This is a genomic window from Streptomyces kanamyceticus, from assembly GCF_008704495.1.
Classification (GTDB): domain Bacteria; phylum Actinomycetota; class Actinomycetes; order Streptomycetales; family Streptomycetaceae; genus Streptomyces; species Streptomyces kanamyceticus.
Genome location: NZ_CP023699.1, coordinates 9,097,696 through 9,112,146 on the forward strand (window position 1 = coordinate 9,097,696; position 14,451 = coordinate 9,112,146).

9 protein-coding genes and 2 pseudogenes are annotated in these 14,451 nt (G+C 71.6%); 3 read left to right on the top strand and 8 right to left on the bottom strand.

Annotated elements, in window-relative coordinates; all coding sequences use genetic code 11:
* Window position 1 precedes the first annotated feature (1 nt).
* Window positions 2-2,074, top strand: coding sequence for an iron ABC transporter permease (locus tag CP970_RS39425; protein WP_055549739.1), 2,073 nt, complete (start codon window positions 2-4; stop codon window positions 2,072-2,074).
* A 21-nt stretch (window positions 2,075-2,095) separates the two neighbouring features.
* Here CP970_RS39425 and CP970_RS39430 read toward each other — a convergent pair whose 3' ends face one another.
* The 3 genes and pseudogenes from CP970_RS39430 to CP970_RS39440 form a co-directional block, all read right to left on the bottom strand.
* Window positions 2,096-4,021, bottom strand: a complete 1,926-nt coding sequence (locus tag CP970_RS39430; RefSeq protein ID WP_055549737.1) for an ABC transporter ATP-binding protein — start codon at window positions 4,019-4,021, stop codon at window positions 2,096-2,098.
* A pseudogene (locus CP970_RS39435) lies at window positions 4,018-5,751 on the bottom strand (ABC transporter ATP-binding protein). Before CP970_RS39435 ends, CP970_RS39430 begins: the two are co-directional and overlap by 4 nt.
* 50 nt (window positions 5,752-5,801) lie before the next feature.
* The gene (locus CP970_RS39440; protein ID WP_055549735.1) at window positions 5,802-7,301 is read right to left on the bottom strand and encodes a carotenoid oxygenase family protein; all 1,500 of its coding nucleotides are present in this window, start codon (window positions 7,299-7,301) and stop codon (window positions 5,802-5,804) included.
* 254 nt (window positions 7,302-7,555) lie between these two features.
* On the opposite strand from CP970_RS39440, the gene CP970_RS39445 reads away from it, so the two are divergent.
* Window positions 7,556-8,170 (top strand): dihydrofolate reductase family protein, encoded by a 615-nt coding sequence (locus tag CP970_RS39445; protein ID WP_055549733.1) that lies wholly within the window; start codon window positions 7,556-7,558, stop codon window positions 8,168-8,170.
* A 1-nt stretch (window position 8,171) separates the two neighbouring features.
* Here the strand turns inward: CP970_RS39445 and CP970_RS39450 are convergent, their stop codons facing one another.
* The 5 genes and pseudogenes from CP970_RS39450 to CP970_RS39470 form a co-directional block, all read right to left on the bottom strand.
* Window positions 8,172-8,603 carry a VOC family protein gene (locus tag CP970_RS39450; protein ID WP_055549731.1) on the bottom strand — a complete coding sequence of 144 codons (432 nt, stop codon included), beginning with the start codon at window positions 8,601-8,603 and terminating at the stop codon, window positions 8,172-8,174.
* Window positions 8,604-8,628: 25 nt separating this feature from the next.
* Window positions 8,629-8,799: pseudogene (locus CP970_RS39455) on the bottom strand (SAM-dependent methyltransferase); the annotation flags it as partial.
* Window positions 8,800-8,841: 42 nt separating this feature from the next.
* On the bottom strand, window positions 8,842-9,723 hold the full coding sequence (locus CP970_RS39460; RefSeq protein WP_055549727.1) for a geranyl diphosphate 2-C-methyltransferase: 882 nt from the start codon (window positions 9,721-9,723) through the stop codon (window positions 8,842-8,844).
* Window positions 9,724-9,740: 17 nt separating this feature from the next.
* Window positions 9,741-11,021, bottom strand: a complete 1,281-nt coding sequence (locus CP970_RS39465) for a family 2 encapsulin nanocompartment cargo protein terpene cyclase (RefSeq protein WP_055549725.1) — start codon at window positions 11,019-11,021, stop codon at window positions 9,741-9,743.
* A 44-nt stretch (window positions 11,022-11,065) separates the two neighbouring features.
* Window positions 11,066-12,478 (bottom strand): family 2B encapsulin nanocompartment shell protein, encoded by a 1,413-nt coding sequence (locus CP970_RS39470; protein WP_055549723.1) that lies wholly within the window; start codon window positions 12,476-12,478, stop codon window positions 11,066-11,068.
* A gap of 412 nt (window positions 12,479-12,890) precedes the next feature.
* On the opposite strand from CP970_RS39470, the gene CP970_RS39475 reads away from it, so the two are divergent.
* Window positions 12,891-14,288 carry an FAD-dependent oxidoreductase gene (locus CP970_RS39475; protein WP_055549721.1) on the top strand — a complete coding sequence of 466 codons (1,398 nt, stop codon included), beginning with the start codon at window positions 12,891-12,893 and terminating at the stop codon, window positions 14,286-14,288.
* Window positions 14,289-14,451 lie beyond the last annotated feature (163 nt).

The window sequence follows — 14,451 nt, forward strand, 5'->3', positions numbered from 1 at the left end:
CATGGCCGTCACCGCAACCACCCCCGCCACCCGTCCGTCGACAGCCGCATCGCGTACGGGCGCGGCCGCGGTGACGGCCGCACTGCTCCTCCTCGTCGCCGCGCTCGCGGTCGTCGACATCACCCAGGGCACGGCCGCCGTCGGCCCCTCGGAGATATGGAAGGCGTTCACCGGCCGCGCCGACACGGCCGACGCCTCCGTCGTGGTCGCCTCCCGGCTGCCGCGGATGACCGCGGGGCTGCTCGTCGGCGCCGTGCTCGGCATCGCGGGCGCCGCCCTCCAGGCGGTCAGCCGCAACGTCCTCGCATCGCCCGACACCCTCGCCGTCAACGCGGGCTCCTACCTCGCGCTCGGCGTGGCCGCCGCCACCGGCATCTCGCTGCCGTTCCTCGCCTCCTCCGGCATCGCCTTCGTCGGAGGCCTCGCCGCGGCGGCCGTCGTCCTCGGCCTGTCGGGGCTCGGCGCGGGCACGGTCCGCCTCGTCCTGGCGGGCAGCGCCCTGACCCTCGGCCTCCTCGCCGTCACCGAGGGCCTGCTCCTGCTGTTCCCGCAGGAGACCGAGGGCCTCTACAAGTGGAACCAGGGCAGCATCGCGCAGAACGGCTTCGACGGAGTCCTGCAGATGCTGCCGATCGCCGTCATCGGCCTCGCCGGTCTCATCCTGCTCGCCCGCAGGGTCGACGCGCTGGCCCTCGGCGACGACGCCGCGCACGGCGTCGGCGTGCCCGTGCGCTCCACCCGCGTCATCGCCGTCGTGCTCGCCGCGATGCTCTCCGCCGCCGCCGTCACCCTCGCCGGGCCCGTCGGCTTCGTCGGCCTGTGCGCGCCCGCCCTCGTACGCCCGCTCGCCCGCAGGTTCCGCGCCTTCACGCGCTCGCGTGCCCGGCTGCCGTTCGCGGGTCTGACCGGCGCGGCCCTGGTGCTCGGCTCCGACGTGCTGCTGCGCGCCGTCGTCCCCTCGGACACGGCGGTCGCGGTGCCGACCGGCGTCGTCACCAGCCTGGTCGGCGCCCTCTTCCTCATCACCATGGCCGCGCGGGCCAAGGACACGGCGGGCGCCGCCCCCGCCGACCGGCTGCGCATCCGCAGCCGAGGCGTCTTCGTCGGCACGACCGTCGTCCTGGCGGCCGCCCTGATCGGCCTGGCGATCGCCGCCGTACTCATCGGCGACAGCAAGCTGCTCCTCGGCGACGTCGTCAACTGGGCGCAGGGCAGGGCGGGGCAGACCGTCTCCTTCGTCCTGGACACCCGGGTGCCGCGCGTCACCGCCGCCCTCCTCGCGGGAGCGGCCCTCGCCCTGGCAGGCACGCTCATCCAGGCCGTGACGCGCAACCCGCTCGCCGAACCAGGCGTCCTCGGCGTGACCAACGCCGCCGCGGCGGGCGCCGTCCTGCTCGTGACGACCGTGCCCACGGCCGGTTCGTGGACCGTCGCGGGGGGCGCGTTCGCCGGAGCCGCGATCGGCTCGGTCATCGTCTTCGGGCTCGCGGCACGGGGCGGCTTCCAGCAGAACAGGCTCGTCCTCGTCGGCTTCGGCCTCGCCACCGGATCGGCCGCGGTCATCAGCATGCTGATCATCCTCACCGACCCGTTCAACGCGACGAAGGCGCTCACCTGGCTCGCGGGCTCGACCTACGGGCGCACCCTGCCCGACGTGGTGCCCCTCGCGATCGTCCTGGCCGTGGGCGTGGCCGTCGCGTTCACCCGGCGCACCGAACTCGACCTGGTCTCCCTCGACGAGGACACCCCGCGACTGCTCGGCCTGAACCTGAGCCGCGGCCGCCTCGGCTTCCTCGTCCTCAGCGTCCTGCTGAGCGCCACCGCCGTGGCCGCCGCGGGCACGATCGGCTTCGTCGGCCTCGTCGCACCGCACGCGGCCCGCGCCCTGGTCGGCCGTCAGCACACCCGGGTGGTCCCGGTCGCCGTCCTCCTCGGCGCGATCCTGGTGTGCGCCGCGGACCTGGTGGGCCGCACGGTGATCGCCCCGGCGCAGCTCGGCGCGGGCCTCATGACGGCCGTGATCGGCACGCCGTACTTCCTGTATCTGCTGGTGCGCAGCCGGGGTGGCCGATAGCCGACGGGCAGGCGAACGCCCTCACCGCAACCGCGCCGCGCACAACCGCGCGTACGTCCCCTGTGCGGCGAGCAGTTGGGCGTGCGTGCCCTGTTCCACGACGCTGCCCCGGTCCAGGACCACGATCACATCGGCGTCGCGCACCGTCGCGAGGCGGTGGGCGATGACGATGCTCGTGCGGCCCTGGCTCAGCCGCGCCATCGCCTGTTGCACCAGGGCCTCGGTGTGCGTGTCCACCGAGCTCGTCGCCTCGTCGAGTACGAGGAGCAGCGGGTCGGCGAGGAAGGCGCGGGCGATGGTGATGAGCTGCTGCTCACCGGCGCTGACCCCCGAACCGCCGTCGCCGAGCACGGTGTCGTAGCCGTCGGGCAGCGTGCGGATGAAGTGGTCGGCGCGTGCCGCCCGGGCCGCCTCCGCCACCTCGGCGCGGGTCGCGCCCTCCTTGCCGTACGCGATGTTGTCGGCGATGGCGCCCGCGAACAGCCACGCGTCCTGGGGCACCATGCCGATCATGCGCCGGAGTTCCTCGCGCGGCAGCTCGGCGATGTCCACGCCGTCGAGCACGATGCGGCCCTCGGTGACGTCGTAGAACCGCGGCAGCAGATTGACCAGGGTCGTCTTCCCCGCCCCCGTCGGACCGACGACGGCCACCTGCTGTCCCGGCTCGACCGTCAGGGACAGGTTCTCGATGAGCGGCTCCTTGGGCGTGTACCGGAAGGACACGTCCTCGAAGACCAGGCGTCCGGCGGGCGGTCGCGGCCCGTCGGCCCCGGTCGTCCTGGCGGCCGCCGGGACCCGGCGCACCTCCGGCGCGTCGAGGAGCGCGAAGACGCGCTCCGCCGAGACCGCGCAGGACTGCGCCAGGTTGGCCACGCTCGCCGCGTTGGTCAGCGGGCCGCCGAACTGCCGCGAGTACTGCACGAACGCCTGGGCGTCACCGATCGACAGGGCGCCGGACGCGACCCGGATGCCGCCGGCCACGGCCACCAGGACGTACCCGAGGTTGCCCATGAAGGTGAGGGCGGGCTGGATGGCGCCGCTCAGGAACTGCGCCCGGTATCCGGCCTGGAACAGCTCCTCGTTGTGCCGGGCGAGCTCCTCGGCGGAAGCCCGCTGCCGCCCGTGCAGCAGCACCAGGTCATGTGCCGTGTACTCCTCCTCGACCTGCGCCGTGAGCCGTCCCGTACGGCCCCACTGGCGTACGAAGTGCGGCTTGGCGCGCCGGGCGATCACCGCGGTCACCGCGAAGGTGAGCGGCACCGTGACCAGCGCGACCAGGGCCAGCGGCGGCGAGATCCAGAACATCGTTCCGAGCACACAGACCACCAGGAGCAGCGAGTTGGTGAGCTGGCTGATGGTCTGCTGGAGCGTCTGCGCGATGTTGTCGATGTCGTTCGTCGCGCGGCTCAGGATCTCACCGCGGGGCTGGCGGTCGAAGTGGGAGAGCGGCAGCCGGGACAGCTTCTCCGCCACGTCCTGGCGCAGCGCGCGGACCGTGCGCTGGATGACGCGGGTCGTCAGCCGTCCTTGCGCGATCCAGCACAGACCGGAGAGGGCGTACACGGCGACGGCAAGGCTCAGCGTCGCCGTGAGAGCGCCCTGGTCGATGCCGTGCCCCGGCACGACGTCCACCGTGCCCAGCATGTCGGCGAGCCCGTCGTCGCCCTGCTCGCGCAGCCGCCCGACGGCGTCCGCCCTGCTCGTCCCCTCCGGCAGCCGCCGCCCGACGAGACCCGCCACGATCAGGTCGGTGGCGTGCGCGAGGACCTTCGGCCCGGCCACGTTGAGCGTGACGCTGGTCGTGCCGAGGACCAACATGCCGTAGAAAACGGCGCGTTGACGTCGTACGCGGCGCAGCAGACGGCGTGCCGCGCCCTGGAAGTCGTCCGCCCGTGCCGGTGCCTCCGGCCGCTGGGCGGAAGGCGCCGCCCGCTGTGCCCACCTCATGCGATGACCCCGCTCGGCGACTGGGAGCGCACGATCGCCCGGTACGTCGGGCTGCTCTCGCACAGCTCCTCGTGGGAGCCGGTGCCGACGACCCGGCCGTCGTCGAGGACGACGATGCGGTCCGCGTCGCGGACGCTGCTCACGCGCTGCGCCACCATGACGACGGTGGCGTCGGCCGTCTCCTCGGCGAGCGCCGCACGCGGCGCGGCCTCGGTGCGCTGGTCGAGCGCGGAGAACGCGTCGTCGAAGAGGTACACGTCGGGACCGGCCACCAGCGTCCGCGCGATCGCGAGCCGCTGGCGCTGGCCGCCGGAGACGTTGCCGCCGCCCTGGGTGATCGGCGCCTGTAACCGATCCGGCATCCGCGCCACGAAGTCACGGGCCTGCGCCACCTCCAGGGCCCGCCACAGCTCGTCGTCGGACGCGTCGGGCCTGCCGTACCGGAGGTTGGAAGCGACCGTCCCGGAGAAGAGGTACGCCTTCTGCGGGACCATGCCCACGGTGCGGGTGAGGACCGCCGGATCCAGCCGGCGCACGTCCTGGCCGCCGACGCACCGTCCCCGCCGTGACGTCGAAGAGGCGCGGCACCAGGCCGAGCAGGGTGGTCTTGCCGCTGCCCGTCGGGCCGATGACCGCGGTGAGCGCGCCCGGCTCCGCCGTCATGACGAGGCCGCTGAGCACCGGCGCCTCCGCGCCCGGATGGCTGAGCTCCACCCCGCGCCACTCCACCCGGCAGGGCCGCGAAGGGCGGGCCGCCGCACCGACCGGCGGCCCGATCTCCGGTTCCGTGCCCAGGACCTGGGTGATGCGCTCCGCACTCACCTCGCCGCGCGGCAGCACCATGAACAGACCGGCCACGGTCAGCACGGAGGTGAGGATCAGCGTGAGATACGTGATGAGCGCGGTCAGCGCCCCGATCCGCATGCTGCCGTCCTCGATCCAGGGGGGGCGCTCAGCCACACCACCGCGACGCCGAACAGATTGACCGTCGTCGCGCCCAGCGGAAGGAGCAGCGTGGTCATCCGGCCCACCCGCGTCGAGATGTCGGTGAGCGTGTCGTTGGACCGGGCGAAGCGCCGCTGCTCGTAGGCGTCCCGCACGAAGGCCCGCACGACGCGCACGCCGGTGATCTGCTCGCGGAGCGTGCGCGAGACGTCGTCGACGAGTTCCTGGAGGGACCGCACCAGAGGGCGCAGTCGCCGCAGGATCAGCGCGGCCTGCACCACCAGGACGGGGACAAGGAGCAGCAGGACCGAAGAGAGCGGCACGTCCTGGCCGACGGCCATGATGACGCCGCCCGCGCACATCAGCGGGGCGGCGACCAGCAGGGTGAGGACGGTGAGGAGGAACATCTGGACGTTGTGTACGTCGTTGGTGGTCCGGTTGACCAGCGACGGAGTGCCGAACCCGGCCACCTGGCGCACGGAGAGGCGCTGCACGTGGGCGAAGACGTCCTCCCGCAGATCACGCCCCACGGCCAGCGCCGTGCGCGCGCCGAAGTGCAGGGCGCCGAGCGCGCACAGGACCTGGACCAGCGTGACGGCCAGCATCTGACCGCCGACCCGCATGATCACTCCGGTGTCACCGCGCACCACGCCCTCGTCGATGATCACGGCGTTGAGGGCGGGCAGCCACAACAGGGCGGCGGTCTGGGCGACGTGGAGCAGGACGGTCAGCAACACCGCCGAGCGGTAGGGCGCGAGGCGGTGTAACGCGAGTCTGATCAGCACGGAGCGAACCTACTTCGCCGCTCGCCCCGAGGTCACGGGCTGACGGTCGGCTACTGGTCCGCCACCCAGCTCCCGTGGAAGCCGAGCGGCACCCGCCCCGGCAGGTGGACGCGGGCCAGCGGGCGTCCCTTGAAGTCCTGCGCGGAGAGGATCACCAGGTCGCTCGCGCCGCGGTCGGGGTCGTGCACGTAGGAGAGGATGTAGCCGTCGTCCTCGTCCCGTGCGCCGCGGCGCGGCACGAACACCGGCTCGCTGGCCCCCGCGCCGGTGGGGAAGCGGTGCACCTGCTTGCTGTCGCGCAACATGTCGTGCTTGACCAGGCAGTTGGTGAACTTGTGGTCCGGCGGCACCCCGTCCACCGTCTCGTAGGCGCGCCACATCTCCGCCGCGTTCGCCGTGTACGCGAAGCGGTGCCTGCGCGAGACGAGCGACTCGTTGACGCGGGGGAACTCCTGCGCCATGTCGTCGATGCGGGTGGTGCGCACCCGGCCCGCGCGCAGGTCGATCGTCCAGCGGTTCAGCGTCGGCCTGCCCGTCGAGGAAGGGCCGCCGTTGCCGCGTCCCGCCGCGTAGAACGGCGCGGGCATGGAGATGTGCTCAAGGACCACCTCATCACCCTGGTCGTAGGCGTTGAGCGTGTGAGAGAAATACACCGGATCGATCTCGAACCACCGGGTGGTGCCACCGGCGCGCGGCATGACCCCGAGGCGCATCGGGTGTTTCGTGTTCCAGACGTACGGCACGATCGCCCCCGCCTCGGCGGCCGCCGGGTCGAACGTGATGGGGACGTCCACGACCACCACGTACTTCTGGGTGAGGGCGAAGTCGTGCATCATCGGCGCGTCCGCCACCGGGATGCTGCTGGTGCGGGCCACCCGCCCGGTCCGGTCGATCATGATGTGCCGCACGTGGTCCCAGGTCGGGTAGTACGCCACCGCGTGCAGCTCGTCCGCCGCCGCGTCGTACTTGGTGTGCGCGGTGAACGCGCCCTCCAGCGTGCCCCGGAAGTCGTACGGGCGCACCGTGCCGAGCTCGCCGTCCAGCTCGTACGGCAGCGGACCGCTCTCCTGGAGCGCCAGGATCCGCCCCTTGTACGGGATCACGTGCGTGTTGCACGGGAAGTCGTCCGGCGGAACCGGGCCCGGGTACGGCTCGCCCAGCTTCTTCGCCACCTGCGAGGAGCGCACCCACCGGTTGCGGTACCACTCGGCGCGTCCGTCGCGCAGCCGCACCCCGTGCACCATGCCGTCGCCCAGCATCCAGTGGTGCGCCCGCGGGTCCTCCAGGCCGAGCGGGTTCGGTCCCGTGCGCAGGTAGCGGCCGTCCAGGTCGCGCGGCACGCGGCCGGTCACCCGCAGGTCGAACGCGGTCCGCTCCTCGGTGACCGGCGCGAACGCCCCCTCCAGGAACGGTGTCGACGTCGCGCCGCCGCCCGCCGCGGCCCGCGCGGTGGCGGCGCCGGGCCCGAGCCCGAAGCCGCCACCGACCACGCTGCCCGCGGCGGCGACCGCCGCCCCCTGAAGGATCCTGCGTCGCGTATGGCTGCTCATCGCGTCTCCCGTTCGCCGTCGGTGTCCGGCGCGGGAGCGCCGGAGTGTTCGCTGGTGACAGGAGAAAGCCTGCTCCGACGCACGGCGCGACACAGGAGGTCTGGAACCCGGACGGGGGGTGTCACTGACGCCACCCCCGGCCGGGATCGGCGAGGATCGATGAGGCTTGAGACAACTTGAGACAACTTGGACAATGCGGGGACAGTCCCGCTGGGCCGGAGAACCGGAGAACCGGAGAACCGGAGAGGTGCGCGATGAAGCTGGTGGTGCAGGAATTCCTGTCCCTCGACGGTGTCTCCCAGGGGCCGGGATCCCCGGACGAGGACGTCAGCGACGGATTCGAGCGGGGCGGCTGGTTCGTGCCGCATCTGGACGAGGAGTTCGAGCGGCTCGCCGGTTCCTGGCTCGGCGAGGCCGACGCGCTGCTCTTCGGCCGCCGTACGTATGAGAACTTCGCGCGGGACTGGCCGAAGATGACCGAGCACCCCTTCGCGGGCACCATGAACGGGCTGCCGAAGTACGTGGCCTCGCACACCCTGACCCATGCCGCCTGGGACCCGACCACGATCCTGTCCGGCGACGTCCCCGCCCAGGTCGCCGAGGTGAAGCGGCGGCCCGGGCGGGAGCTGCAGATCCACGGCAGCGCCCGGCTCGCCCAGTCGCTGCTGGCCGCGGGGCTCGTCGACACGCTGCGGCTGGTGATCGCCCCGGTCGTGGTGGGCCGGGGCCGACGGCTCTTCCCGGACGGCGGAGCGCCCGCCGGGTTGCGGCTCGTCGGCCATCGGACGACACCGGGTGGCCTGTCGGTGCACACCTTCGAGTCGACCGGGGCGCCGCGGTTCGGGACGTACGGCGGCGCCGACGCGTAGGTCAGGCGGCGAAGACCTGGGAGTCGTCGGTGAAGGCCTTGAACTCGAGCGCGTTGCCCGCAGGGTCGAGGAGGAACATCGTCCGCTGCTCGCCGGTCTGCCCCGCGAAGCGGACGTAGGGCTCGATGACGAACTCGGTGCCCGCCGCGCGCAGCCGCCCGGCGAGTTCGTCGAAGACGGGGACGGTCAGGATCAGTCCGAAGTGCGGCACGGGGACGTCGTGTCCGTCGACCGGATTGTGGAGGCGCCGCGCCCGCTCGGGTGCGAGGTGCGTGACGAACTGGTGGCCGTGCAGGTTCCAGTCGATCCAGGTGTCCGCGCTGCGGCCCTGCTCCAGACCGAGTACGCCGCCGTAGAAGCGGCGCGCCGCCACCAGGTCGTCGACCGGCACCGCCAGGTGGAACCGGGGTATCGGAGAGTCGAGAACGCTCATGACACTGCCTTCCTGTCGGTCCTGCCTACCGTTTGCGCCCGACCCCGCCGAACATCGCCACCTCGTCCGGCACTTCGTCCACGGAACCTTGCGCACGCCAGCGTGAGCAGGGGACCACGCCGGGCTCCAGGACGTCCAGACCGTCGAAGAAGCGGGCGACCTGCGCGGGCGTGCGCCGCTGCCTGATGGGGGTGCCCGTTACCTGCGAACGGGCCACCCCCGGCAGCGCGACCGGACGTCAGACCCGGTCGGCCGCGATCAGCAGGTACTGGAACGAACCGTCCTTGTAGGAGTTGATGAACGCCTCCTCGATCCCCGTGACCAGCGAGGACGTGGCCCGCAGCTCCCAGTAGGGCAGCGTGTCGCGGGTGAGGTCGACGACGGCCTGCGGCACGAGGCGGTTGTCGGCCATGGCGCGCAGATACTCCCTGCGCGAGTGGATGTTGCACTCGAAGTGCGCGTTGATCTGGGAGACCCACTTCGAGGGCTGGCCGTAGCGCGGGTTCCAGCAGCCGGTGATGGTCACGTAGCGGCCGCCGACCTTGAGCACGCGTGAGTGCTCGGCGAACAGGTCCTGGAGGTCGACGTACATGCTCGACTCGTTGTTCCACGAGGCCGCGGCCTGCCCGGTCTCGAAGGGCGTGGCGAGCATGTTGCAGACGCGGGCGCGGACGTGGTCCTGGATGCGGAGTTCCTGGGCGCGCCGGTTGGCGAACTCGGCCTGCTTGGCCGAGAGCGTGACGCCTTCGACCTTGCAGCCGAAGCGCTGGTGCGCCATCACCATCGAGCCACCGCGCCCGCAGCCCGCGTCCACCAGGGTGTCGTCGCTCCCGATGTCGCCGAGGTGCCCGAGCAGGCAGTCGGCCTGCGCCGACTCCAGCCTGTGGAGCTCGGCGATCAGCTTCTTCTCGCTCTCGCTGTCCTCGGGGTCGCCGAGCGCGGTGCGGTCGACCTCACCGATGCCGTAGTGATGGTGGTAAAGACCGTCGACATCGCCGAGACGCAGGTTCACGGGCCTGGCTTCCCCGTCCCAGTAGCGGGCGATGTCCCCTTGATAGGGCGTCGTCGGGCCGGGGATGCGTACGGGGGCGTCGGTGGCGGTGAGTTCGGTGCTGGTCACAGATGAGTCCATTCTTCCTACCAGAAGTCGGGCAGGCTGTAGCGATAGGTGTTGGTCCGGTGCCAGTGGTGATTGCCGTCGACCCACGCGGCCACGCCCCGCAGGAAGCGCTGCACGTTCGGTACGGGACAGGCGGCGGCCACGGCGGCGGCTTCGGTCTCGAAGTCGTGCATGAGGTCGTTGTGGACCTCGACCGACTTCAGATAGGCGTCCCGGTCGGAGAGGCCCTCTCGTTCGGCGATCACGACGGGCAGATTCAGGTGCCGGCCGGGAGCGTCGAGTTCCTTGGTGTAGGAGTAGAGGTCGTTGACGATGGTCGTCGCGTTTCCCGCGAGTGCGATGACCTTCTGCACGTCCGGCCTGGCCTGGAGGTCGGCGGGCAGTTCGTAGCCGCCGACGGTGTCGGTGATGGTCGGGCAGGGGCGGAAGTTGTTGAACTGGCGCATCGCCAGGTACTCCCACACCTCGGGTACGTGGTCCTCCTGGGACCAGGCGGCCTCGGCGAGGTAGCCCAGGTGCAGCCGGGCCATGTCGTGCCGGAACCGGTCGCTCTGGGCGGGGCTCGCCGTCTGGACGAAGTACTCCATGGCGGAGCGGTACGCGCGCCGTGGCGCGTCCGCGTACAGCGAATCGGCCCACTGCGGCTGGTACTCCGCGGTCGTGTACAGCGGGTCGAGGGCGGTGTGCGCGAGGAGCAGGCGCCCGCCGAGACCGACGGGCGAGCCCCCGTGGTCCTCGCAGTAGCAGTCGTCCAGCGCGTTCTCGGCCACCATCAGGCGGGTGGCGATCATCAGGTGGTCGATCGTGGGCGCGTCCGGATGGCAGCCGACCATGTAGCGGCCCACGGAGAAGCCGTCGAACTGCTCCTCCCAGTCGTCGGGATAGAGGGAGACCTCGTCCAGCGCCCAGGACTTGATCCGCCGGCTGACCTCCTCGACCCGCGCGGGGTCGGGTTCGGGCACCGGGTGGTGGTAGAGGCCGGGGATGGCCTTGCCCTCGGCCGCCGGTGGTTCCGGTGCCGCGGGCGGTTCTTCGCGCGGACCCAGCCGCAGGCCCAGGGTGCCCAGGCCGCTGGGGCCCCGCAGGATCCGCGCCAGGTCGACGTCAGGTGTCGGATCCGGCTGCGCGGGCACGGACGGTGCGGGCGGATCGGGCACGGCCGAGGCGCAGGGCACCGCGCCGGTCGCGGCCTTGATGTCGCAGGCGCGAGCCGCGGCGTCGGCGAGGACGTGCGCCCCGAAGGGGGCGGCCGCCTCGGGCGGGCTCGACTGCGGAGGTGTCAGCTCAGGCGCGGACATCGATGGCTCCTTGGCTCCTCGGGGAGATGGTCGGCGGCCATCCGCTACCTGGGCCAGCGGGCGATCTGCACGTTCTCAAGGACACCGACCGCGTCCGGCACGAGGATGGCGGCCGAGTAGTAGGTGCTGACGAGGTAGGAGGTGATCGCCTGCTCGTTGAGGCCCATGAACCGGACGGAGAGACCCGGCTCGTACTCGTCGGGCAGGCCGGTCTGATGCAGACCGATGACGCCCTGGTTCTCCTCGCCCGTACGCATGCAGAGGATCGAGCTGGTCTTCTCCTCCGTGATCGGGATCTTGCCGCACGGCAGGATCGGCACCCCGCGCCAGGCGGGGACCTGCTGGCCGCCGAGGTCGACGTGGTCCGGATAGAGGCCGCGCGCGTTGAACTCGCGCCCGATCGCCGCGATGGTCTTGGGGTGCGCGAGGAAGAACTTGGAGCCGCGGCGCCTGCAGAGCAGCTCGTCCAGGTCGTCGGGGGTCGGCGGTCCCGAGTGCGGCTGGAGCCGCTGCTTGAAGTCGGCGTTGTGGAGCAGGCCGAACTCCCGGTTGTTGACCAGCTCGTGCTCCTGGCGCTCGCGCAACGCCTCGATGGTCAGCCGGAGTTGCTCCTTGGTCTGGTTCATCGGGCCGTTGTAGAGGTCGGCGACCCTGGTGTGGATCCGCAGGATGGTCTGCGCGACCGAGAGCTCGTACTCGCGCGGCTTCAGTTCGTAGTCGACGAACGCGCCGGGCAGCGCGTGCTCGCCGACGTGGCCCGCCGACATCGCGATCTCCGCCTCGCCGCGGTGGTTCTGCCGGCGCTGGGAGCGTGAGGTGAACTCTTCGAGGTGGTCGCGCAGGCCGGGCGCCGTGGACCGGACGGCCGCGAAGTCCGCGCGCGACAGGGTGAGCAGGGTGCCCGAGGTCTCCGCGGTGGCGGTCACCTCCCACCGGGCGTCCTCGTCCAGGAGCACGTGCTCGCCGAACTGGTCGCCGTCGGCGAGTACGTCCAGTTCGACCTCGTCGCCGTAACCGCCCTCGGAGGTCTGGCTGATGCGGCCGTGGGCGATCAGGTGGAGCTGGTCCGCGGGGGCGCCGCGCTCGACCAGCGTCTCACCGGCACGGAAGTCGCGCTGGACGCACCGTCCCGCGATGGCGGTGAGGACGTCCACGTCGTCGTAGCCGCGCAGCAGGGCCAGTTCACCCAGTTCACGGGGGATCACCCGGACCGTGGCGCCGTCCTGGACGAACTCCACGGTCCCGTCGCCGACCGTGTAGGAGAGGCGGCGGTTCACCCGGTACGCGCCGCCCTTGGTCTCCACCCAGGGGAGCATCCGCAGCAGCCAGCGGGAGGTGATCTCCTGCATCTGCGGGGCGGATTTGGTGGTGGTGGCGAGGTTGCGGGCGGCCGCCGTGCCCAGGCTGGACGGCTTGGGAGGTTCCAGCCGCGTTTCCGGGCTCGAGTCAACAGTCATCGGGTGAGCTCTCCTTGCACAGGGCGTGCGTGTATATGCGTGTTATGGGGCAATGGAAAGAAAAGGGGTATCTCGACGGGAATCCCTCCAGATCCAGAGGGACACTAGTGGCCGCACGGGCCCGCTCAGCAAGGAAACGGGCGGACGTTAACTCGATACGATGATCGTGTCGTTGGGATGTTTGCCCGGGTACCCCCGGGATTCAGCCGTTGACGGCCGGGGGTGACCGCGGCCGACCGGGTGGGCTCGGGCACCCGCACGCAGTCACCCCTTGTGTGCGAGGTGCGACCGACCGTGTGTCGCGACGTCGCAAACGGGACAGAAACCGGTCGGGCCGCGGCGCGGCGGGCGCGATACTCCGTGGCGCACAAGGAAGCGGCGAGGAGCCGAACGCGGAGGAGCGGGACCGGTCATGGCCAAGATCCAGCACAGTTCGTCACCCGGCACCCGCTGGGACCGGGCCGTCGTCATCGGCGGCGGGTACGCGGGGCTCGTCACCGCGAGAGTCCTCGCCGACCACTTCACCGAGGTGCTCGTCCTGGAGCGCGACCCGGTGGACTCGGACACCGGGGTCCACCCCCACGTACCGCAGGGCTACCACGCGCACGCGCTGCTCGCCCGGGGCGGTGACGCGCTTGAGGGCCTCTTCCCGGGGCTGCGCGCCGAACTCGCTGAGCTCGGCGCGCCCGTGTTCGACTACGGCGAGCGGATCAGCTTCCTGCTGCCGAGCGGCTACGCGCCGACCGGCAAGGTCGGTGTTCCCGTGCAGACCTTCACCCGCGACGAGCTCGAACGGCGGCTGCGCCAGCGGGTGTTGGACCTGCCTTCCGTACGCCTGCTCGCGGCGACCCGCTGCGAGACGGTGACGTCGAGCGCCCCCGGCAGGCTCGACCGGGTCCGCTACCGCACGGACGGCGCCGACGCGTCGGGCGACGGCACCGCCGAGTCGACGGAGATCACCGCGGACCTGGTGGTCGACGCCTCGGGCCGCACCACGAAGGTCGACGGCTGGCTCGGCGAGGCGCGCCTCCCGGTGTCCGCCAAGTCCGCGATCAAAGCGAAGATCACCTACACCTCGGCGTGCTACGAACGCCCGCCGCAGGACCAGCTGGACTTCGACGTCGCCTACCAGATGGCCTTCGCGCCCGACGTACCGCGCGGCGGAGTGATCCTCGCCGTGGAGCACCATCGCTGGATGTGCTCGCTGTTCGGCGTGGACGACCACGTGCCGCCCACCGACGACGACGGCTACCTCGACTTCGCCCAGAGCCTCGGCAACCCCCGCCTCGCCGAACAGATCAAGCGCGGCACCCGGCAGGGGGAGATCCACCGCTACACCAACCCCGGCGACGAGTGGCGCCTGCACCACAAGAACGCCCGCTGGCCCGAACGCCTGATCGCGGTCGGCGACGCGCTCTGCGTCTTCAACCCGGTGTACGGGCAAGGGCTGACGGTCGCCGCGCTCGAAGCGAAGCTGCTCGACGGCCTGCTGCGGCGCCGCAGGGCGGAGGCGTCCGGACTCGACGGACTCAGCCGCGCCTACCTGCGCGCGGCGGCCCGGGTCATCCAGGTCCCCTGGACCATGGCCACCAGCTCCGACCTCATGTGGTCACCCGAAGGCCAGCCGCTCTCCGCGCGCTTCGCCCACTGGTACAACCGCCATGTCTTCGCGCTGGCCGTGCGGGACCAGGACGTGTGGGCGCGGTTCGTCCGCGTCCTGAACATGACGGCCCCGCCCACACTGCTGTTCCGGCCGCGGGTGCTCGGCGCCGTGCTGCGCCGAGCACTCACACGCCGCTCGGGCGGGTAGGTCCGCTCGTCCTCAGAAGTTCTGAGAGGGGCGGTCCACGCCGGACGGTTCCGTTCCGGTGCGGATTTCCACCCCTGGGTTGACCTCCTACCGCGAGAGTTTGGCGGGCACTACCACGCTGGTGCACCCATCTGACACCTCTGGATTGACGCGGTGTTCCCTT